20 protein-coding genes are annotated in these 21,297 nt (G+C 54.3%); 10 read left to right on the top strand and 10 right to left on the bottom strand.

Going from position 1 to position 21,297, the window contains the following annotated elements:
* Window positions 1-17 precede the first annotated feature (17 nt).
* On the bottom strand, window positions 18-230 hold the full coding sequence (locus B208_RS0120825) for a sodium-dependent transporter (RefSeq protein ID WP_394294986.1): 213 nt from the start codon (window positions 228-230) through the stop codon (window positions 18-20).
* A gap of 92 nt (window positions 231-322) precedes the next feature.
* On the opposite strand from B208_RS0120825, the gene B208_RS25090 reads away from it, so the two are divergent.
* Window positions 323-520: a metal-dependent hydrolase gene (locus B208_RS25090; RefSeq protein ID WP_139025475.1), complete on the top strand. Its 198-nt coding sequence runs from the start codon at window positions 323-325 to the stop codon at window positions 518-520.
* A 136-nt stretch (window positions 521-656) separates the two neighbouring features.
* Here the strand turns inward: B208_RS25090 and B208_RS0120820 are convergent, their stop codons facing one another.
* Window positions 657-1,940: a TIGR00341 family protein gene (locus B208_RS0120820; RefSeq protein WP_018129117.1), complete on the bottom strand. Its 1,284-nt coding sequence runs from the start codon at window positions 1,938-1,940 to the stop codon at window positions 657-659.
* Window positions 1,941-2,160: 220 nt separating this feature from the next.
* Between B208_RS0120820 and B208_RS0120815 the strand changes: the two genes are divergently transcribed.
* Complete coding sequence (locus B208_RS0120815; protein WP_007975845.1) at window positions 2,161-3,348, top strand: CBS domain-containing protein; 1,188 nt, start codon at window positions 2,161-2,163, stop codon at window positions 3,346-3,348.
* 67 nt (window positions 3,349-3,415) lie between these two features.
* On the opposite strand, the gene B208_RS0120810 is transcribed toward B208_RS0120815, so the two are convergent.
* Complete coding sequence (locus tag B208_RS0120810; RefSeq protein ID WP_007975844.1) at window positions 3,416-3,817, bottom strand: CBS domain-containing protein; 402 nt, start codon at window positions 3,815-3,817, stop codon at window positions 3,416-3,418.
* 729 nt (window positions 3,818-4,546) lie between these two features.
* Between B208_RS0120810 and B208_RS0120805 the strand changes: the two genes are divergently transcribed.
* Window positions 4,547-4,933 (top strand): hypothetical protein, encoded by a 387-nt coding sequence (locus tag B208_RS0120805; RefSeq protein ID WP_073096707.1) that lies wholly within the window; start codon window positions 4,547-4,549, stop codon window positions 4,931-4,933.
* 226 nt (window positions 4,934-5,159) lie between these two features.
* On the opposite strand, the gene B208_RS0120800 is transcribed toward B208_RS0120805, so the two are convergent.
* Window positions 5,160-5,468, bottom strand: a complete 309-nt coding sequence (locus B208_RS0120800; RefSeq protein WP_007975842.1) for a HalOD1 output domain-containing protein — start codon at window positions 5,466-5,468, stop codon at window positions 5,160-5,162.
* A 488-nt stretch (window positions 5,469-5,956) separates the two neighbouring features.
* On the opposite strand from B208_RS0120800, the gene B208_RS0120795 reads away from it, so the two are divergent.
* Window positions 5,957-6,199, top strand: coding sequence for a hypothetical protein (locus B208_RS0120795; RefSeq protein ID WP_026177989.1), 243 nt, complete (start codon window positions 5,957-5,959; stop codon window positions 6,197-6,199).
* A 157-nt stretch (window positions 6,200-6,356) separates the two neighbouring features.
* Window positions 6,357-7,697 (top strand): hemolysin family protein, encoded by a 1,341-nt coding sequence (locus tag B208_RS0120790; RefSeq protein WP_007975838.1) that lies wholly within the window; start codon window positions 6,357-6,359, stop codon window positions 7,695-7,697.
* Between the two features lie 92 nt (window positions 7,698-7,789).
* Here the strand turns inward: B208_RS0120790 and B208_RS0120785 are convergent, their stop codons facing one another.
* Window positions 7,790-8,305: a hypothetical protein gene (locus tag B208_RS0120785; RefSeq protein ID WP_007975836.1), complete on the bottom strand. Its 516-nt coding sequence runs from the start codon at window positions 8,303-8,305 to the stop codon at window positions 7,790-7,792.
* A 638-nt stretch (window positions 8,306-8,943) separates the two neighbouring features.
* Here B208_RS0120785 and B208_RS0120780 point away from each other — a divergent pair.
* Entirely contained in the window at window positions 8,944-10,746 is a 1,803-nt protein-coding gene (locus tag B208_RS0120780; protein WP_018129115.1) for an SLC13 family permease, read from the top strand.
* Window positions 10,747-11,463: 717 nt separating this feature from the next.
* Here B208_RS0120780 and B208_RS23420 read toward each other — a convergent pair.
* The 5 genes from B208_RS23420 to B208_RS0120750 all read right to left on the bottom strand — a co-directional run bounded on the left by B208_RS23420 (window position 11,464) and on the right by B208_RS0120750 (window position 17,362).
* Window positions 11,464-12,219 carry an IS6 family transposase gene (locus tag B208_RS23420; RefSeq protein ID WP_394294985.1) on the bottom strand — a complete coding sequence of 252 codons (756 nt, stop codon included), beginning with the start codon at window positions 12,217-12,219 and terminating at the stop codon, window positions 11,464-11,466.
* 1,218 nt (window positions 12,220-13,437) lie between these two features.
* On the bottom strand, window positions 13,438-14,127 hold the full coding sequence (locus B208_RS0120765) for a 4-carboxy-4-hydroxy-2-oxoadipate aldolase/oxaloacetate decarboxylase (protein ID WP_007975831.1): 690 nt from the start codon (window positions 14,125-14,127) through the stop codon (window positions 13,438-13,440).
* 222 nt (window positions 14,128-14,349) lie between these two features.
* Window positions 14,350-15,378: a zinc-dependent alcohol dehydrogenase gene (locus tag B208_RS0120760; protein ID WP_026177988.1), complete on the bottom strand. Its 1,029-nt coding sequence runs from the start codon at window positions 15,376-15,378 to the stop codon at window positions 14,350-14,352.
* A gap of 36 nt (window positions 15,379-15,414) precedes the next feature.
* Complete coding sequence (locus B208_RS0120755) at window positions 15,415-16,329, bottom strand: NAD-dependent epimerase/dehydratase family protein (RefSeq protein ID WP_007975828.1); 915 nt, start codon at window positions 16,327-16,329, stop codon at window positions 15,415-15,417.
* Between the two features lie 259 nt (window positions 16,330-16,588).
* Complete coding sequence (locus B208_RS0120750; RefSeq protein ID WP_007975826.1) at window positions 16,589-17,362, bottom strand: IclR family transcriptional regulator; 774 nt, start codon at window positions 17,360-17,362, stop codon at window positions 16,589-16,591.
* A 174-nt stretch (window positions 17,363-17,536) separates the two neighbouring features.
* On the opposite strand from B208_RS0120750, the gene B208_RS0120745 reads away from it, so the two are divergent.
* The 4 genes from B208_RS0120745 to B208_RS0120730 all read left to right on the top strand — a co-directional run bounded on the left by B208_RS0120745 (window position 17,537) and on the right by B208_RS0120730 (window position 21,239).
* Entirely contained in the window at window positions 17,537-18,187 is a 651-nt protein-coding gene (locus B208_RS0120745) for an MBL fold metallo-hydrolase (protein WP_007975824.1), read from the top strand.
* A gap of 68 nt (window positions 18,188-18,255) precedes the next feature.
* A complete protein-coding gene (locus tag B208_RS0120740; protein ID WP_007975822.1) occupies window positions 18,256-19,326 on the top strand; it encodes a TRAP transporter substrate-binding protein in 1,071 nt (356 codons plus the stop codon).
* 139 nt (window positions 19,327-19,465) lie between these two features.
* Window positions 19,466-19,945, top strand: coding sequence for a TRAP transporter small permease subunit (locus B208_RS0120735; RefSeq protein ID WP_007975820.1), 480 nt, complete (start codon window positions 19,466-19,468; stop codon window positions 19,943-19,945).
* Window positions 19,938-21,239 (top strand): TRAP transporter large permease, encoded by a 1,302-nt coding sequence (locus tag B208_RS0120730; RefSeq protein ID WP_007975818.1) that lies wholly within the window; start codon window positions 19,938-19,940, stop codon window positions 21,237-21,239. Before B208_RS0120735 ends, B208_RS0120730 begins: the two co-directional genes overlap by 8 nt.
* The last annotated feature ends 58 nt before the right edge of the window (window positions 21,240-21,297 follow it).

Genomic DNA, 21,297 nt, shown 5'->3' with positions numbered 1-21,297 from the left:
TCCATTCAAGACCCACTTCATTCACGATATTTCACAGTACCCTGATCGATTCGATCGGCAGGTTTGGAAACACCCGTCGTGGCTTTATCTTCCTGCGAAAAGTAGGAGGCCAACGCCGGGGCGTTGACGTCGTGCCAGATGCTGAACAATGCCGGGAAGCGCGCCACGGCGAGATCGCTGTTTTGTAATCCGACATCGAACATGCAGGTACGAACCCGTTCGTCGCTCATTCGGCACTCATATATTCACCGTTCTTTCTCGGCTTTCTCTTCGGAGGAGTGATCCTCGTCACGTCGTCTAGGCAAGTGTCGCTTGCAGTCGGATCACTTTTCTTTCGCACTTGGTCGTCGATACGTTCACCAACGCGGGGATTATGTGGCTCTATCCATTGAGTATTCGCTACTTTTCATACGAGATCTCCATCCACAGCTGGACCGGAGATGTCGTTATTTGGGCGTATCGCTCGGCCGCATCCGATGGAACGGAACGCTCAGCGCGTCCACTGTCTCGCGCTGAATAGACAAGAGCGAGTTTGTGAGCGGTCTCTCATTATTGGTTCGCACAGCGGGATGTGAACGTCCAGTTGCCGTCGCCTCGTCTGAGAATCGATAGGAGGTCTTGTTGAACCACATCGGGAGGTATCGGTGTATCCCATATCAGGTCGAATGTTGTCCACGCACGAACTCAATGTGTACGATAATCTCTTCTCCGGTCGTTTTTGTCAGACGTTCATCGATCTGAGTTGCGATATTAGACGGAATTTGTGCGTTCGGCCCGTGCGACACGACAACAGTCACTTCAGCGGGATGATCGAGGAGAACCTCATCGATGTCATAGTCGACGGTGGCATGCTCAAACTCCAAGTCACCGAATTGGCCACTGTCGAACATCGCCTTAGTTTCTGCGTTTGCCTCGGTCTCTACAGTTCCAACTCCGAATGACGCCCAAGTGACAACACTGAGGACGATCGACAGCAGGACGAGGCCAGAAAGGACGGTCGCAATTCGGATGCGAACTGCCCGTTGAGCTCGTATTGCATGCTTCCCCTTCTCGGGACGATCCCCTGCGAGCCACAACAGAATGAGTGCCGAGAGGTTGATAGCGAGTAGATTCACCAGCACGAGAACGCCAGCAGTGAGGATGACACCAGGATGTCCCCACGCGAGACCGAGGCCCGCAGTGGCGGCAGGAGGGATAAGTGCTACTGCGATGGCCACCCCGACGAGTGACGACCCAGCACCCCGGATAACGCTCACGGCGCCGGCGACGCCCGATCCAAGCGCCAGAAAGAGCGAGAGAAAATTCGGCGAGGTTCGTTCGAGAACTTGTGGAATCGTTCGAATATCGACCGGTGGGAGGAAAACCGTCTCTTTCAACAGTAAACCGAGGATTGCAGCAGTCGCGACCGCAGCGAGCAGACCGGTTACCTGAAGTCGCACACCTCGCGATGTCATATCGGAGTCCGCGAGAACGGCCCCGACACTGGCCGAAATAGCCGGTCCCATGAGCGGTGCGATGACCATCGCACCGATAATGGTTGCCGCTGAATTGAGAAGCAAGCCGGTCGTCGCAATCAATGTGCTCACTACGAGGAAGATGAAAAACGTCGAAGACGCAGGAGCGAGATCCTCGGCACGTGCGATAAGTTCATCGCGCGAGATACGGTGCCCCTGATAACGGTTTTTGAGTGATTTGATACGTTCGGAGACCACCGTCTCCGTCGGGACAACGATTGTATAGGAACTCTCCTTTACACCTGCCGCATAGAGGCTATCGAGCACCGGTTCGACACCAGAGTCGGGGACTGGAAAGGAAACCAGTGCTTCAAATTTACCGCGACCTGTCTCCTCCCAGACGGCATAATCGATCCCTTCCTCATCGAGTGCCTCAAGAATGTCTGCTCGATCACCTTTCGGAATAAGCACCTGAACGAGACGCATACAGATAATACGTGCTATTAGATATTTATCAGTATCTAGACTTATATTCAGTGCCACTTCCCAGGTTGGATTTCTTTCAAAGAAGTGGAACGAATTCGGGGCCGTGTAACGATATGTCTCCTCACATCCGAATGAGTACCGCTACAAATGAGCGGCATCGTGTCACCAAAAAATGAGGCAAGCATAAGCGTCCGCGGACCCTCCTAGTAGTGAGTACACAATGGACATTTCTGAGATAGTTTCAACAAAGTTCACCGAGTTCGATATCGGGGCACCCCTTTCGAAGGTCGCCGGTGCGTTCGAGAATCAAGAACTCGAGGCCGTCGTCGTTACGGACGGCGAGGAGTATCGTGGCGTCGTCAGCCGCCGACAACTGGCCTCGTCGTCCAATCAACCCTCGGCGAAGGTTGGCTCACGGGTGCAACACGTCCCGACCGTCGACCGGACCGAGGATGTCCGTGAAGTCGCACGACTCATGATCGGGAGTAACGCCAAGACGCTCCCAGTGCTGGACGAAGACCGCGTCTATGGTGTGGTGACCGCAGATGCCGTTCTGGAGGCCGTGACCCCGTTTCTCGACGCGGTGACCGTTGACGATGCATACACGACAACGCTGATCAGTGCGACCCCGACGACCACGATGGGGAAAGCCCTCAACACGCTTCGGGAAGGACGTATTGCACACCTCCCAGTCATCGACAATGACGAACTCGAAGGCATACTGAGTCTGTACGATGTCATCGAATTCACGACACGCGGCGGGAACAAGAGCCAAGGTGGTTCGTCGGACGAGTTTAGTGGTCGCGGCGGGTTTGGTGAGCGTGACGGTACTTCCGACCGGATGCTCGATCTGCCAGTGCGGAACCTGATGTCCGATGCAGCTGTGACGGTTCAACGAGACACACCGCTCGATGTGGTAGTCGAAACGATGTTCGATCAGGAGATTTCCTCACTTGTCGTCACGGCTAACGAGACGGACGAACCGATCGGAATCATCACAAAGACGGACGTCGTTGAGGCACTCACCTGGGAACAGGAAGAACGACGTCCCGTGCAGGTGTTCGGTCTCGAGTTACTCGATGGGATGGATTACGATGACGTTTCTGCGTTGATCGACAGCGTGACCTCGAAGTATGGCGAGATGAGTGTGATAAAGGCCAGTATCGAACTGCACGAGCACAAAGAAAAGAGTCGAGGGGTGCCACTGGTGCTGGCACGGATTCGACTGGTCACTGACCGTGGTTACTTCACCGCTAAAGGGGAGGGTTACGGCGCTACGCATGCACTTCGCCTCGCCGCGAACGCGGTCGAACGCCAACTTCTCAAAGGCAAAACCTACGGCCAATCGAAGAAGCATCCGGACACAGAGGAACACGCGCAACTGTACGGTTGGTGGCTCGGCGGGTAACGGTCTTTACTTCCAGTACACGGAGGCCAACTGTTCCGAGTGATACGATTCGCTTGCTAGATGCCCCCTATGATGGGCTCGGATCCTCTGTCGTTGAAAGATATGCCGTGAGGTCAGTCGTCGTGATAACACCGATGACCACTTCTCCGTCGAGGACCGGGAGATGGTCAAAGCCGTGTTCAATCATTATGTCCGCCGCGGTTTGAACCGATTCACTTGCGGTCGTTGTAATGACGTCTGTACTCATAACAGAAGCAACAGTTGCATTCGGATCAGGATCGCCTTCTGCGACGACATGAATGAAATCAGTTGCAGTGATGATCCCTTCGAGATGGTCGTCATCACCAACGACGATTATCGATCCAATCTCGTGTTCGCGCATCGTCTCGCCAGCGTTCTGGAGTGACGTGTCGTTACTTACAGTGTACACCGGCGAAGACATGAGACTCCCGACGAAGACATCGTCCATTCAAGTAAACAGTATTCCTGCGGGGATAAGAGTTTGCTTCTTTTCACGGAGATGGAATATCTCACATGGAAACGAGAGTATCGTGTCTTCGTTGAAATACCAAGTGATGACCAAAAGCTGCTCGCCAGGATCTTTCGACAATCGAAGTTGGTGATACCTGGATTACAGGATGGAGTTGCTCACTGTACTTCTATTCGAAATCGGACGTGCAGGGTTCCAAAGTGAGCTGAACGTCCCAGTAAGCGAGTGGATTGTTAACTTGTGGTTTTAGTAAATCCTGCTGAGATAGAGGTAACATAATTCATCGTGCCGAAGCACGTACTAAGCTATAAGGATGAGTACTGCTGCTTAAAACTGGAACCAACAGTGGTTGTCCCCAACAGCGAGGAACACAAAATGACTGACACAATCGATTCTCTCCGGTATGGGAAACCACAGCATGAGGTTCGATCGACTCCACCAAACGAACAACAGTTCTATGGTGAGCCCCAGCACGAAATACCTGGGCTAATTAACATCGAACTCCGAGAGTCTGTTACGTACCTTCGTCTCTGGAGACACTACGCAGAGAAACAGCGACAGCGAGAGATCAGAGCGAAACGTCCGATGCTCTACTCTCGGTAGGCAAATTCCTTCCCACTATTTCGGCACGAGGACGCGATAATTACTAGCAGAAGGTGTTCCAAGTGGCGGCCACAGCGTTATCCCTCTCGTCCACCTAGATATGGTATGGCGGACAACAAAAAGAGCCGAGACAAGCAAGCCCGTGACGAAGAGAACCGCCAGCGAGCGTGGGAAGTTGAGCAGGCGCGTGAACGTATGGACGAAACTGAACCACGTGACGAACAGAACGAAGCAGATGAAGCTCGAGACGAGAGAGAAGAAAATTCGGACTCATTCCGTAAGTGTCACCGTCGTGGGTGCGACGACCCCGCGAAATTCGTCGTTCTTGAGCGCTACCAAGAAGAAACGGGTCACGGAAGTGTTGAGGCAGAGGCTAATCTTTGCCGAAGGCACACTACTGAAGAAAGTCCCACGAATCTTGACGGCGTCTATGCAGACTATGTGTTTCGTGTTGATCCGTTACCAGAGACAATTGATACAGACAGAGCGTGATTTCGTTCTGTACATACTATTCATCACCGGACGGTTAAGTGGTGGGTATGTTTGAACTCACTCATCAATGGATTCAACTAAGCGGAAAAGAAATCGCCCGGGTCGCCGCCCTCGGGGAAGCATATTTCGTCCGTTCGTGTGACTAACCGCTTCTAGCCGGATATCTCCACTTTGTGAGTACAACGGTGAAAATCGATTTGAAGCGGAACGTTCGTCTCGTCTCTACTCATTCTTCGTCCGTTCCAACGAGGATAGTAATACTCCCGTCACTCCTGATGATCACGTGATTATCAGAGACAGAAAACTCGACTGTCACACCTCTATCTTCTTGACCAATGATCGGCGTCCCGAACAGTGCATCGAGTGCTTCCGGATCAACCGACTCTGACAGTAACGAAAGCTCCGTTGGTACAACCCCCTCGACTACTGCGAGTGCTCGGCCAATTGCCTCACTTGGCGGGTTGTCGCTCGAAAAACGTGTGTGAAGCACATCGCTGAACCCGTCCGGCAGTGAATCATCATCGTGGTCGGTCATCTCCCTTTGGTTCCTTGATCGGGTTCTCAACTATGGCGAGTTACTTCGAGACAAGAGTTACTTCCGGATTACACTGAGCGAGTGGCGCATCATGTTCCATTATACGTCTCCACTCATTTTCCCTTATCGGTCTGGTAGTGAAGTATTTGGTTTCGATAGAAAGCGACAGCGTCACTTTCTGATTCTAGATATCGATTATCCAGCGAAGCAGTTACTCACTGCCTCTTAGAACATAATAGACTCCCCCGGCACTCTTAAGTCAGTCATTGTACATTCGTGCCACATATTCAGCGTGCCAACTGGCGGTGATTTCGGTGGTCGAATTCGACTGCTCCGAACGATTGGGAAAAGTAGTCTCTATTTTGGGATTTTGACGCGTTTCAAGGTGCGTAATTGGTTTGATAACTGAAGTAGAACGTGCAACGGCAGTGAGTTCGATTTCTCGAAGTCGGGAACCACCTTATCCGACTGGAGCCCCAATGGCGCGTATGTCTCGCTATGAGGCCTCGTTCAAGATAGACTCGAAGACGGATTCGTACGCCGCTCACCGCATTCTGGAACGAATCTACGATACGATCCGGGAAGAATCACGGAGCGTCCGTGAAGGTACAGACGATGCCCACGAGCTCCTGGATGAGTTTCAGACGCTCCGAGACGCAGCGAAACAGCCGACGTCGGGGGAATTGACCATCACCCTCGAACGAGACGACGACGCTGGGTTCGAGGACTGATGTCGCGACCGACTCGACCGGAATCGGCTCCGCCTGACTGCCCTAAGGCGACTCCACATGAGTGTGTCGTGCAGCGGAGACGAACACGGTTGCTGCGTGGCCGCCGGTCTCGCCGGACGTCCATCGTTGACACGTGTCGATACAACTACAGTTCCGCATGGTAGACTTCCTCTCCCTGGGCGGGGTGCTTCTCGCCTTCTTCCTCGTCATCATGAACGGGGTCTTCGTAGCTGCGGAGTTCGCATTCGTCAAAGTTCGGCCAACCCAGGTGACTGCACTCGTCGAACGCGGCAAACCGGGGGCAGCGCTCGTGCAGGATGTCGTTCAGAACTTGGATGACTATCTGGCGGTCAGTCAACTCGGCATCACGCTCTCCTCACTCGGCCTCGGTTGGATCGGTGAACCGGCTGTGGCAACGCTCATCGAACCGGTCCTCGGCCAGTTGCTTCCTACGGGAACGGTTCACCTCGTCGCGTTCGTCCTCGGATTCGGATTCATCACGTTTCTCCACGTGGTGTTCGGCGAACTCGCGCCGAAGACGTTCGCCATCCAGGAAGCTACACGTATCTCCCTCCTCGTCGCCCCACTCATGAAGTTCTTTTACTACGTGTTCGTGCCCGGCATCATCGTCTTCAACGGGACGGCCAACTACTTCACCCGCCTCGCTGGTGTCTCCCCCGCGTCCGAGAGCGAGGAAACCCACACCGAATCTGAGATTCGGATGATCCTCACCCGCTCGGAGGAGACGGGACATATCGACCTCGACGAAGTCGAGATGATCGAGAGCGTCTTCGAACTCGGGGATACGGTCGCCCGCGAGGTCATGGTTCCGCGTCCAGACGTAGAAACCGTGCCCGCTTCGATGTCGCTCCCGGACCTCCGGTCTGTCGCCGCGACGGGGACCTACACGCGCTACCTCGTGCTCGACGAGGACGGGAATCAACCGCTTGGATTCGTCCACGCCAAGGACATCCTGCGAGCGAACGAAGCCGAGACGGAGCAGGACAGCACGGTCACAGCGCGTGAGCTCGCACGAGCAGTCCTCACGGTCCCGGAAACGCGTCGGATCGACGCGATCCTCGCAGACTTTCAGACGCGTGGGGAAGGCCAGATGGCTGTCGTCGTCGACGAGTGGGGCGTCTTCGAGGGTATCGTGACCATCGAGGATATCCTCGAAGAGATCGTGGGCGATATCCAGGACGAATTCGATACGGGTGCTCAGGAGCCGTCGATCGAGAAGAGAAACGACGGAGCGTACGTTGTCGACGGAGGGGTCCCCATTCAGGACGTGAACGACCGGCTCGATTCTCGATTCGAGAGCGACGATGTCGAGACGATCGGTGGGTTGGTCTTCAGTCGCCTCGGCCGAGTTCCTGAAGTGGGCGATCAGATCGAAGAGACCGGGTACCTCCTTCAGGTCGAGGCTGTCGATGATACTCGAATCGAACGACTCGTGATTCAAGAGACACAGGCTGGACAGGGGACGGACGACGAGTAGCGTCTGAGTCCAGTTCGGAACAGAAATGAAACGCCCCCAGCGCGAGGAACCTCGGCGTTCACGCCGGGGAGGACGTCATTGGCCTCGAATGACTACTCGCTCCGACGAATGACCGTGATGAGTTGGGACTTCGGAAGCCACTCGTCAGAGAGATACGGGATATCGTCCCGTGTCTCGAATCTCCGATGCTCTTCCTCTAGCTTGTCAGTCAACCGCTTTCGGCGGTCGCTATCGACTGCAGTATTCTGGACCCTGTTTTCGAGTGACTGTATCTTGTGTGCGATCTGCATGAGACGATGAGCCGGTGACGATTCTTTGAAGAGAACTGCGTCTTCAGTTTCCCGGGAGAGATATCCGACAAATGTTGTGGCTAGACTTCCCTGCACGTCGTTCGTCTTCTCTTCGGCGATCCACTCCGGAAGCTGGATGAACACGTCATCCTCGTCCAGGAGCCCCAGCAATTGCCACAGCCGGCGTGTGTCTTGTTCGTTGAGGAGACCTCGCTTTCGGGCCACCTCTAGGGTCACATCGCGGTCTTTGAGCGTCTCTGAGTGCCACTCACGAGCGAAGGAGTCATAGTCGGCGAACGTTCTAAGAGCATCAACCACTACAAGGTAGATAGAAGAGCGAGGTAAAGAAGGATTCCATCACTGTTCTATCAGAACGATCCTGGTTCCGTCGGTCCGCTACGGACGTGAACTGCGGATACAGTATCTATACTTAGTACTCGTAACGAGTTGGAGTGTTCGAACAAGAAGGCAATCTTACGACACTTTCGCTATTCGGACCGACTGGGGACCCAGGGTTTCACTCCTCAGGATTTATCGAAACGAAAGACTCTGCCCCGCACTCCGGGCACTGTTCGTGCTGGGAATAATAGCGTGCTTCACACGCTTCACTTTGGTAGTTTGAATGTTGCGTAGCGGTCTCAGTGGCCGTCTGCTTAAACTGCTCAACCTACCTTCCGACGCGTTTGAAAAATCCTACCCTTTAGTTTAGAATGTGACCGACAAGCAGATAACCGTTCGTAGGATGGTTGGTCTCTGAGCGAACTGCCCGTTTCTACAGAGGACCGAGGCGGGTGCCTCGGGACTTCACCCCTGGGCAATTCATGGAGTGGCACCCTGATCAATTCGCTGGTGTACATACCAGTTCTTATCCCGCGTCAGCGTCTCTATTTAGTGTGGTCTTCTCTAACGTTTCGTTGGCAGTCCAGGGCCTTGGCTCCCCGTCCGTAACGGCCGGGATGCTCGTCGTTTTTACAATTATTCTGCTCGCACTCGTGTTGTTCGCCACAGAGTGGTACCCTATCGATGTCACCGCGATTTTGGTGATGGTGCTGTTGATCGTACTCGAACCGTGGACGCAGATCTCGCCTCGGGAGGGAATCTCGGGATTTGCAAATCCGGCCACTATCACCGTCCTGGCGATGCTCATCCTGAGTACCGGGATCAACCGAACCGGCCTCGTCCAGTTGCTCGGTCGGAAGATGGCCGCGTTCGCGGGGACCAACCGACGCAAGCAACTCACGGCGACGATTGGCATCACCGGACCCATCTCGGGACTGATCAACAACACGCCGGTCGTCGCGATTCTGGTCCCGGTGATTAACGACCTCGCACACAACGGGAAGACTTCGCCATCGAAGCTGCTCATGCCGCTGTCGTTCGCCTCGATGCTCGGCGGCACGTTGACGCTCATCGGAACGTCGACGAACATCCTCGCAAGCGATATCACAGCCCAACTCGGGGCGGATTCTCCCGAGCTCGGTCTCCACGCGTTCGGGATGTTCGAATTCACCAAACTCGGTATCATCGTGTTCGCGGTCGGGTCCCTCTATCTGATGACGGTCGGCGTTCGACTGCTCCCCAAACGGATTCCCGCTGACGAGGACTTTGTCGAGGAGTACGCCCTCCAGGAGTACCTCGCAGACGTCGTCGTTCCGGCGAACTCGTCATTGATCGGAAAGACGGTCGAGGAGGCACTGGGAGACGACGAACTCGACATCGACGTGTTACAACTGCTCCGAGACGGCGAGCACTTTTCAGAACCGCTCGCTCGCAAGGAGATCCGCGAGAGCGACACGCTCCGGCTCAGGACGAACCGGGAGACACTCGAATACATCAGGGACGCGGAAGGCCTAATCTTATCGGGTGGTCCCCGCACCGAAGACGATCTGCATCCCGATGAGGAAGAACCGGTCCTCGTCGAAGTCGTCATCCCGTCGGGGTCGTTCCTAGTCGGCGAGACCCTCGCGAGTTCGACCTTCCGGCAACGCTACGACGCGAACGTCCTTGCCTTCCGAACCCGTGGCGACGTCGTCCGGGACCGATTCGAGGACATTCGTATCCGAGTCGGTGACACGCTCCTCGTACAGGCACCGCCCGATAGCCTCACCCGCCTCGTTGAGAATCAGGACTTCATCGTCGCCCACGAGTTCGACGAGGTGACCTACCGGAGCGAGAAGATTCCGTTCGCGGTCGGAATCATCGCCGGCGTCGTCGCCCTCCCGGCACTGAACATCCTGCCGATTGTCGTCTCTGCGTTAGCAGGGGTCGTGGCGATGATCTTCACCGGTGTCCTCAAGCCCACCGAACTCTACTCATCAGTCGAGTGGAACGTGATCTTCCTCCTCGCTGGCGTCATTCCCCTCGGTATCGCGCTCCAGCAGACGGGGGCGGCAGCGCTGCTGGGAAATGCTGTGGCTTCGACCGCATCGTTCTTGCCAGTAATCGGTGTCCTCTGGGTGTTCTACGTCGCCACTGGCCTGTTGACGAGCGTCATCAGTAACAACGCGAGCGTCGTGTTGATGATTCCTGTCGCGGTCGGCGCAGCCCAGTCGATCGGTGCGAACGCGTTCGCGTTCGTCCTCGCCGTGACCTTCGCCGCCTCAACGGCGTTCATGACGCCGGTCGGCTATCAGACGAACCTCTTCGTCTACGGGCCCGGCGGCTACACATTCTCGGACTTCATCCGCGTCGGTGCGCCGTTACAGTTGCTCCTGTCGGTCGTCACTGTCCTCGGCATCGCGTTCTTCTGGGGGGTGTGAAATGCACAGATTCTGATTCGAGAGCGTTCTCTTCCCGTGTATCTTTCTCGTGTTCCGGAAGTCGTCGATAAAACGCGAAGCGAATGTCAAGACCGAAGGCAGTGACTGTGACGGCCTCAACGGATACCCGTGCTGGCCGTACGTGCGAACAGGACGAACAGAACTGACGAACTAACCACTGTTTCAGTCTTTTTCTCTATCACAGCAACTTCTGATTTCGAATCTCACCGACCAGCGAACGCTCATGGACACCATCACGGTGAGTTTTGAGCAGTATTGTATTCTTTCATACCATTACAGACCGAGAGGTTCAAACAGCTATACCGATTCTTGATCCCCCTCCATCTGGACGGATCACGATATCGAGGACTATGGATACCGCGTATATCGTTATCAGCTTCCTCTCATAGTGGTGTTTGAACGCTGTCATGCTGAGAACTGAACGTCCACGCGAACGTCATCACCGGTTGACACTTCGATTCGGCGCTCAAGTTGTCGTGAGAGTGCGCGATACGATGAATTCGGTGCACTGACAGTGATGATGACTGCTTCGGGGTTCGAAATGGGAGCGGTGCCACCGTACTGGGTTCGCACCGAAACAATTCCGAGATTCTGGTACATTGGCTTGTTGAGAACGCTCTCTACACCGTTGCTGACTGTCTGTTGAAACATGGTTTGCTGGGGTACTGTCTAGTTTAGCTCCTCCTCCACAGGTGTTCAATTGTCGAGCGATTGGTGTAATCTCTGACAGCCATAGTAATGTACAAGCTGTTCAAGACACTGCTGGACGCTCAGCCGACTGCCCGTCCACGACGTATGAAATCGGTCATTGCGCTGTTTGAGCGTGTGAAACCATTTTTCGATGAGATTTCGCTCGGTATAGTCAAGGTGACCGCTCAACCCAATTCGAAAGAGGGCAGTCCGATAACCGTAGCCATCAACGAGAAACACAGAGTTAGAGAGATTGTGTTTCTCGGCCATTCCAGACAGAAACGCAGCCGCTTGATCAGTCCCATGCCGATCAAACACTTTGACATCGAGCAACAGTTTTGTTTCGGTATCTATTGCAGCGTATGCCCAAGACTGGCTGCCGTTGAATTTGACAGCGGTTTCGTCGACCGCGACCCGCGTCGGCGATGCCGACGGCGGGTCGGAAACTATATAATATATCCGATAAATACATTGAAAAATCGCTTGATGCGATCGATTTACGTCGATAAGTGCAAGAATAGCTTTTGTTTCTCTGAGTGAACAACCGGTCGTATGGAGCCGGACGGCGAACGCTCTGACGGGCGTCACCAGAAGCCTTTGACTTCTGGTTGGCGAACGAATCGCTTTGCGATTCGTCAATGCCCCCAAAAATCGGAGATCTCTGGTATGCGAACGAGACGCTCCGCGTCTCGTCCGCTTACGCTCCCAGCATTCAAGTGTAGCCGTCTCTAAACTCTTTTTGAGCAGGTTTGAGAGTAGCATGTGTCACTAACTCTTCAACCAGCTCGTCCTTATCTAGACAGTGCCGACTACGACAATATGTAAATTTTAAATATTTTTCTTCTAGATCGCTTGTAAGCGTACATGTGGTAGTGTACGACCCATGTTGGATTCGAAACGGTCTCTCCTTACGTTCCGTCCTCGAACCGACTCACCGACGTGGGTCTGCTCGAACGCGTGACTGACACACGAGAACTCGGTCTTGCAATCCTTCTACTTCGCCTTTCCTGTTTGACGTTCTCGATCTGGCGCACGGTCGACTTACTCGTCCGGGTTGAGTTGACTAGCGAGACGAGCATGCGCCGATTATGACGGCGAACGCGGTTTTGACCCTGTTGAATTCGTGCATTCCGGGGTGCTTATCGCCTATGTAATCTCATCTTCCAGTCCCCAGATTTAATAAATCGTTATACGATTTATGAAGTTCAAAATAATCAATTTCGACAGGTATGGGGCCTCAAGCTCTGGATTACACTGAAATCGGTGGCAACTCGGACACTGCCGCATATTATACTAAGCGGAAGTGGACGGGTACGGGGATACCAACTAAATCTATGTGCGAGACTTGTCGGAAGCGTTTTCGGGGGAGCGACTATGATGAGAACTACGAATACGGCAACCACGAAGTCTCGAAACACGCTGACTCTGTCACGCTGATACCGGTTGCATCCACCTCGCGGCGAATAACTTGGACGGTGGGAGCATAATGACAACGCTCCAACCGAATCTTCGGTCCACATCACGCGCTCCAACTGGCCGACCCGGCGATCACCACTACGTCTACTTGCGCTGTGACCCCTGCAGAATCTAGAGAAGGGAAAGCGCGTTCCTTGAGGACTGCTGTTAATTTTTCCGACTAGCGTTTTTCTCGGTGGATGGGTTCAACGTTGATCTGCAATTCGTTGTCTTCGTCGTGCGTTTGTATCCTTGAGCTGCTTTTCGAGGGCTCTAAAAGAGTCCCATCCATATCAGAGGATCGTTGACACAGAATGGAAAAGGACTCGGTCGTTTCGGCACATATGTTTCGACAGAAGGAGAGTTAATCGAGTACGTGAGCAGCACGTATATCGACGCCTAAGATGAGACTATCGCCGCCCACATATTCGATGAGTCACCCAACTCAAGCGAGTGTCCGGCTCAATCTCCAGATCGGTCGTGGTACTGGTTTCCTCAACCAACCCTGTACACCGGTTTGAAGTGTTATTGGACGGAATCTTCGGGGCCGACGACGTCCATATCCTCGTATAGCTTGTTGTATCCTTTAGCTTCGTAGAGGTACGCACCATCCTCGACGAGTTCACGTGTGTCACCTTCGGCGGCAAATTTCTCACGAGCGTCTTTGAGTACTTTCTCTGCATTTTCACCGGGAACAACCGTAATACCGTCATCGTCACCGACGATGATATCTCCAGGATCGACTGACACTTTACCACATGTTATGGTAACATTAATCGACCCAGGGCTCTGCTTCAGCGGACCCTGTGGGTGGATCCCCCGAGCGTACACGGGAAACTCCATCTCCTTGATGTCTGCGCTATCGCGGATCGCACCGTCGATGATGATGCCGGCGAGGTCGTTCGCCTTACAAGAGGCGCACATGAGTTCGCCGAGGTGGGCAGTTTCGACGTAGCCATTTGCATCGATGACGAGTACGTCGCCTGGTTCCGCCATCGTGATCGCTTTGTGGATGATGAGGTTGTCACCTGGCTCTGCCTTTACTGTCACTGCAGTCCCCACGAGTGTTGCTCCGTCGTATACTGGCTTGATGCCGGAGTCCATCGCGAAGCGCACGTTCCCCGTCACGTCCGACGCAACAGAGCTGGGAATTCCCTCGAAACCTTCAACGACTTCACTATCAGGTCGTTCGATCTCTGGCTCTACGGTATGCACACTTCTCACAATGTAATTGCCGTACCTTAAACTATCGGTCTTTGTGACCCATCATCCGTAACTGACCCTATATTGCTATTTACAGCCGAGAATGAGCCAATACACTATCCTAGAATTCTGTCTATTGGCCTTACAGAAGTGGTTGTATGTGGATCGGCAAAGGTCGTCTTCGATGTGGCAGAACACGAATGAGCATTCCAAAGCGGTCGGTGATCCATCTGACTATTGGAACGAGAACATCGGCTTGCAGGTTTGTCCAGCAAGGAAGTCCTCGAACGCTGACGCAGGCCCGTCGCTTTCGTAACTGGTGTCGATGATAGTTTCCACGTCGATAGCACCGACCTCAAGCACGTTCACCGCCTGCTTGTAATTCTCCCGAGTCGCTCCGTAGGAGGTCTTGATATCAAGTTCACCGCGGACGATCGGTGAGAAAAACAATTCACTCGACTCCCCGGGGAGGCCGACGACAATTACCTCACCGCCTTTTCGCGCGTAGTCGACAGCTGTCTCAACCCCACTTTTGTGGCCGGTCGTGTCGAACACGGTGTCGACGCCAATACTATCGGTCTCCCTCTCAATGTACTCACCAAGGTCCGTCTCGCTGATATCGACGGTCTCTATCCCGAGTTCTTTGGCGAGCGGTAGACGGTATTTCGTATCTTTTCCGAGTCCGGAGACGATAACATGTGCTCCAAGTGAGTCGAGCAGAGCGGCGATCAGCATACCGATCGGCCCTGGTCCTTGGACGAGGATGGAATCTCCAGGAGTAACGTCCGCCCGCTCATAGGCTGCTCGCGCTGCAATCGCGAGGGGCTCTGTAACTGCTGCGTGGCGTGTTTCAATCGCATCGGGAATCGCGATGAGCTGGTTCGCGTCGACAGTCGTGTACTCCGAGTAAGCACCGTCGGTCTCCATCCCGACGAGCGTCGTATTCTGACAGACGTTCTCCTCACCAATCTCGCACTGGTGACACTCTCCACAGGGATGGATCGGGATTTCGACCACCGTCTCACCGACCGAAAAACGGGTGACATTCTCGCCGGTTTCGACGACCGTACCCGCGTACTCGTGTCCCATCACGCGCGGCATCTTCACCCACTCGAAGCCATCCATTTGTAGATATGCGTGGACGTCGCTGCCACAGACGCCAGCGTACTTGACGCGAACTAAAACCTCGTCGGCGCTTGGACTCTGCCGTTTTACTTCTTGGACTTCCACCTCTTCACGACCAGTCTGAACGATGGCTTTCATCGTCTCACCTACCGGTTTGCTGGATTGGGGTTCCATTTAGTTTGGGGTCTGGATTGTGTTCGGTGGGCTGTCCCATTCGGACGCATCGTCCTGAGGTTCGTAGCCGAGGACTGCCTTCGCGTGTTCGGTGCCGAACCAGCGGGCGGCGTTGTCACTGACTGCGTAGAACGTGTCATACGTCACTGTGTCGTCCTGTAGGCAGCATTCAAGGAGATGTGCGAAATCACGCTGGGAGGTCCAAGTCGCTTTCAGTCGCTTCACCATTTGCTCGTACTCCTTGCTCCCACGCTCCCAAGAGCCGGTCTGAGACTGGTCCCAGACCTCCCCTTCCTCTACCGTATCCTCATCTCCCCGTTCGACGCCACGTTCGGCATCCCCGTACGGATGGTCGTAAGCCTCCGTACGTACGCTGGAGATTCGAAGTGCGTAAACCTGTTCGGGTGAACCACCCCGACGGGCGTGAATCTGACAGATGTGTTCGCCGAACACCTTCGATGCACCGTAGTAACCATCCGGCTTCGGGAGGGTTTCGTGGGTGAGTCGGAGCGGATCGTACTCGCTCGGGTAGTCCTCTTCGTAGAGTGCGGGTTCGTGTTCCTCCTCGTAGAGCCCCATCGCGCGCTGTGAAGAGGCGAAGACGAGCTTTGGAACATCAGCTTCTTTCATCGCTTGCAAGACGTTGTAGGTGCCGACGATATTTGGCTCGATGATTCCTTCAAAGTCGGCGCCTGCGTCTGATTGGGCAGCAAGATGGATTACGGCATCTTGATCATCGAACGCGGGTCGGATCGCCTCGTAGTCAGAGATGTCAGCGACGTGCGTGTCGTACTCTGGGTGGTCGTTCTGGTCGAGGAAGGTGAACTCATAGTCCTCCTTTTCGAGGAGGTAGCTCATAATCGCCTCCCCGGCCTCACCGTACGGTCCGGTGACTAGAACTCGTTGCGTACTCATCGATAGGGAGATGTACAAGTAGCGTTAAATATCTTTTTGTCGCCCTTCTAGAGCTGCGTTTCACAACACGGGCATATTCCTCTCTAACAGTCTTTCTGTGTCTATTCGAAAGACCCTACTCCATTGATAGGTCGATTCAGATCTTCAATATTATTGAACTACGCTACCGAGAGATCCTTACCGTGACAGTGGTATCAGTGTAAAGACAAGCCCGGATATCCATTACACAACTATGTTTGTAATCCTAGACGGTGGTGAGCTAATACTGCTTGAGTTTTAGCTCGATGATGTTCTTCTTATCGAACAGTTCGGGCGCAATCTCGTCTTCAATTCGCTCGTCGCTCATTCGGCTAATCGGCCCACTGAGGCTGATAGCACCAAGTACCGAGTGATTCTTCGACATTATTGGAACGGCTGCCGCACAGACACCGCCGAAGTGCTCGCCGCGATTGATGGAGTATCCCCGTTCACGGATCGTCTCAAGATCGGCCATCAACTCCTCGTGGTCATCGATGGTTCCCTCCGTCGACCGCGGGAGTCCACGACGTTCGAGAATATCTTCACGTTCCTCTTGAGGAAGATGAGCAAGCATCGACTTCCCCGTCGCCGTCGTGTGCATATAGAAATGATCACCGAGCGGAGCGTTGTCGTCGATCGACTCAGCGTTCTCGGACTTGTACAGTTGCACCATATATCCATTCTCGATAGTCGCGAGGTTGGCTATTTCGCCGAGTTTCTCTTGGAGATCGTCGACTTCGTTCTTTGCCGCCTGGAAGAGTGGCATCTCATCACGGAGTTCCCCGCCGGTCCTGAGAAAGAGAAGACTACACTGATACTTGCCATCCGACTTCACCACGTAGCCGCTATCCACGAGTGTTGCTAGGTGAATGTGCGCCGTGCTCATCGGCATATCCAGCGCCTGCGCGACGTCCGAGAGCGTCGCTGGCCCATCTGTCCGCAGATATTCGATCATATCGAAGGCCTGCTTGACGCTTTTCAGCCTCCGAGGCCCGTCGTCGTTCTCCCGTGTCATACTTTCTCAAAGGAAGAGCGTCGTGATAAGGCCTCCGAAAACTTCGACTATGTTGAAATCCAGCCTCGGCATCGGTTAGATAGTTTCGTGTGCGCAGCAGATCGCCTAAGGATAGGCGTTGTACCCTGTTTTTCGGTAGATTTATCCAATACGCTGCTCGACTATTCCACCGGAATGACTGCTGAAGAGGTAACTGACGGCATCTACAAGGTACAGTTCGAACATGTCCGAGTGTACATCCTCGAGGACGTCCCCGAGGGTAAGACGACTCTCATCGACACCGGGTTCGACGAGAACGGTGAGGAACTCGTCGAGACGATTCGTGAAGAATTTGGAACGATAGATCGTGTGATCCTTACCCACGGTGACCACGGGCACCACGGCGGCCTCCCGTCTGTCATGGAGGCGTTCGAACCGGAGTTCCTCGCGGCCGATGACGAAACCAAACTCTACGAAGCAATCGACTACGAACCGGACCATCGTTTCAATGATGGCGACGTCCTCGACGGAAATATCGAGGTCATTCAAATACCCGGCCACACGAAGGCGACGTCTGCATTGCTCCTCCGCGACCGCAACATCCTCATCTCGGGTGATGCGCTCGACGGTGCCGACCGCGCCGGATTGCCTGCGGGCTATCTCCTCCCGCCGCCCGCCTTGTTCAACGATGATCACAAGGCCGCGGAGATCAATCTCTACGACCTGCTACAGTACGACTTCGATACCGTCCTCGTCTTCCATGGGTCGAACGTCTTCGAAAACCCGAAGCAGAAACTCGACGACTTTCTCGTCGAGCGAGAGTGGGATCCGCGGCCGGATAACTGACCCATTTGACGTGTCGTTCTTACTTGGGCACCACAACTTTTATTATTGATTGGTAAGGTCGGAGTAGTATGGTTCGCGACCAGACGGCGCAATCTCGGCGGAGCCTATTAAAAAAGAGCGGTGCAGCCCTCAGTATCGGGATAGCAGGTCTCGCAGGCTGTACTGGTAATAATGATTCGAATAATAACAACGGGAAGTCGAACTCGAAATCGGACGGTGAGAAGCTAACGATTACGTTCGCTACGACTCAGCCACCGGAGAATGTCTCGGTGAAGGCCGCCAAGAAACACTTCATCAAGCCCCTCGAGAAGAAATCAGACGGAAGAATTTCGGTCGACCTGAAGGCTGGCTCACTCGGCGGGACAGAGGACAACCTCGACGCTCTCGAGAGTGGGACTGTCGATATCCTCCACGAGAGTCCGACTGCCCTCGCACAGCGGTGGGCGTCCAAGTATTCCTTTGCTGGTGACCCATTCGTTATCAAAGATATGGACCACTACCGGGCGGTCACGGACAAGTACCTGAAGCCGGACGACGGTCTGAACGGGATTCTCAAAAAGAACGGCGTCCAACTGGGTGATGCGTTCTATGTTGGCAATCGTGGCTTCACTAGTAATTCCACGGTGAAGACCCCGAAAGACGTACAGGGCATGAAGCTTCGTCTTCCACAGTACGACACGTGGACCAAAGTCTGGGGCGAAATCGGAGCGGATGTCACTCCGGTTGCGTACGACGAACTCTATTCGGCACTCCAAACGGGTGTCGTCGATGCCTCCGAAGGCCCCATCTCGCAGTTCCTTTCGGTCAGCCTCTACGAGGTTCAGTCCCACTTCAGCGTTACAAATCATTTACTCGGTACGAAGCACTTCCTCTATAATCAGGAGTTCATGAAAGGGCTCAGTGACGACAACCGCGACCTCGTTACATCGACCGCAAGTGACGCCGTGGAAAAGATGACCGACCAGATCAAGAGCAATGAGTCGAGTCTCTACGAGGAAGCCAAGCAGAAAGGCACCACCGTCGTTCCAGCGGATAAGGTGGACCGTGAGGCTTTCGTAAACGCTGGAATGCCGGCGCTCAAGCAGCTCTCGAAGAACAAGTGGGCAGTCAACATCAACGACGTCCTCAACCTCGCATAGAGTTCCCAGTTCCCATGGATGGTCAGAGGTAGGACACTCCACGGTCGACCCTGTGTCTCACCACATCGACCAAGGCATCTATCCTGATCATTCCACGGGGAACCAAAATGTTTTTAGTGAACGAGTGGGCTTTCCTACTATGGCGCAGAACTGGTTAGACCGGATCACCACTGCTGTAGGGGTGGTCTTACTAAATGTAATGCTAGTAGTAGGACTCCTTCAGGTGGTCAGTCGTTACATTACTTTCCCCATCGACCTCAACTGGACCTACGTAGTCGCGCGAACTGCCCTTGCACTAATGACGATTATCGCACTCCCATATCTATTCCAGAACGAGGCGGACATCTCGTTCCTCCCAGTTCTAAAACGTATCATCACCCGGACCGACCAGGTGTTGCTCGTCCGGAACATCCTGATGGCGTTCTTCTCAGCCACGCTCGTGTTGTCTGCGTATCGAGCGACCAGCGTTTCCGGGGATACCGCGCTTCCGATGATTGAGTGGTTCAAAGTTGGCTGGGCGTACAACCTAATCGCGCTGAGTGCCGCCTGCCTCTTCATCGTAGTTGTACTCGACACGCATAAACGCGTTACCGAATTCTTGGGGAGGACCAATGCCTGAGATTCTCCTACTCGTCGCATTCATCGCCATCCTCATGGCACTGTACGCCGTTGGCGTGCCAGCAGCCTACTCGCTAGGTCTAACTGTCCTCCTCATCATGCTGTTGCCAATCGGTCCGCCTCTGAATCTCGTCGTGATTACGCAACGGTTCTGGGCTGGGATGACCTCATGGGTCCTCCTTGCCGTTCCGTTCTTCCTCATGGCCGGACGAATCATGAATATCACTGGAATCACCGACGACATGTTTAATTTCGCCACCGAGCTAGTCGGTCCCCTTCCCGGTGGTCTCGCGCAGGTTAACGTCTTCGTTAGCCTGGTCTTTTCTGGGATGAGCGGATCTGCCGTCGCAGACGCTGCAGGCATCGGGAGTGTGGAATATGAGGCGATGACGTCGAATGGTTACGAAGGGGATGACGCCGTCGGCATCACCGGTGCCTCCGCAATCATCGGGCCGATCATTCCACCAAGCATCCCCGTCGTCGTCTACGCCGTGCTCGCGCAACGATCGATTGGGACGCTATTCGTCGCCGGTATCGTCCCGGGCCTTCTCATGGCCCTCGCGATGGCAACTACGGCCTTCTACCTCGCAAAGCGCGACGGATGGCCGAGAGAAGACAGCCACGATCTCTCGAACCTATTCGAGTCCTTTCTTCGGGCCTTGCCCGGGCTTATCACGCCGCTCATAATCGTCGGCGGGATCCTCGGTGGCGTGTTCACCGCAACGGAAGCTGCTCTGATCGCCGTCGTGTATGCAATACTTCTCGGCGTGTTTTACTATCGCTCGATCGGGCTGACCGACCTGATAGAGGTCAGCAAGGACACGTTCGAGGACACCGCGAGCATTGTAGTCATCTTCGGCTTCGCGAATCTCTACGCGTACTGGTTAACGCTCGCCGGTATTCCCGACTTGATCGGGCAGATTCTCGTTGGAATCTCCGCGAGTCCCCCCGTGACGATGTTAATCCTCACTGCCATTCTACTGGTCCTAGGGACGTTCATGGAAGGTACGGCAGTTCTTCTGATCATGGTCCCAATGCTGGTGCCTCTCTATCCGACGCTGGGCATCAACCCAGTTCAGTTCGGAATCGTCATGGTCGTCGCCCTAATGTACGGACTTATCACACCACCCTTTGGCCTGATTCTCTTTGTGCTGGAGCGCGTTACTGACGAGTCTCTTGATGATGTCATGCGGTCGATGATCCCCTACTATCTGCCACTGGCGTTTGTCCTCCTCTTGATCATCCTCGTTCCGCCGTTAACGCTGGCGGTTCCCCGTGCATTCGGGCTCTTCTAAGAGACCTGGATTCACCGGTTTTTTCCATCCACTATTTGTAGCTGCTATCTCGTCGCCA

Origin of the sequence: Haladaptatus paucihalophilus DX253 (genome assembly GCF_000376445.1) — an archaeon.
Taxonomy (GTDB): domain Archaea; phylum Halobacteriota; class Halobacteria; order Halobacteriales; family Haladaptataceae; genus Haladaptatus; species Haladaptatus paucihalophilus.
This window is presented reverse-complemented; position numbering and strand designations above follow the sequence as displayed.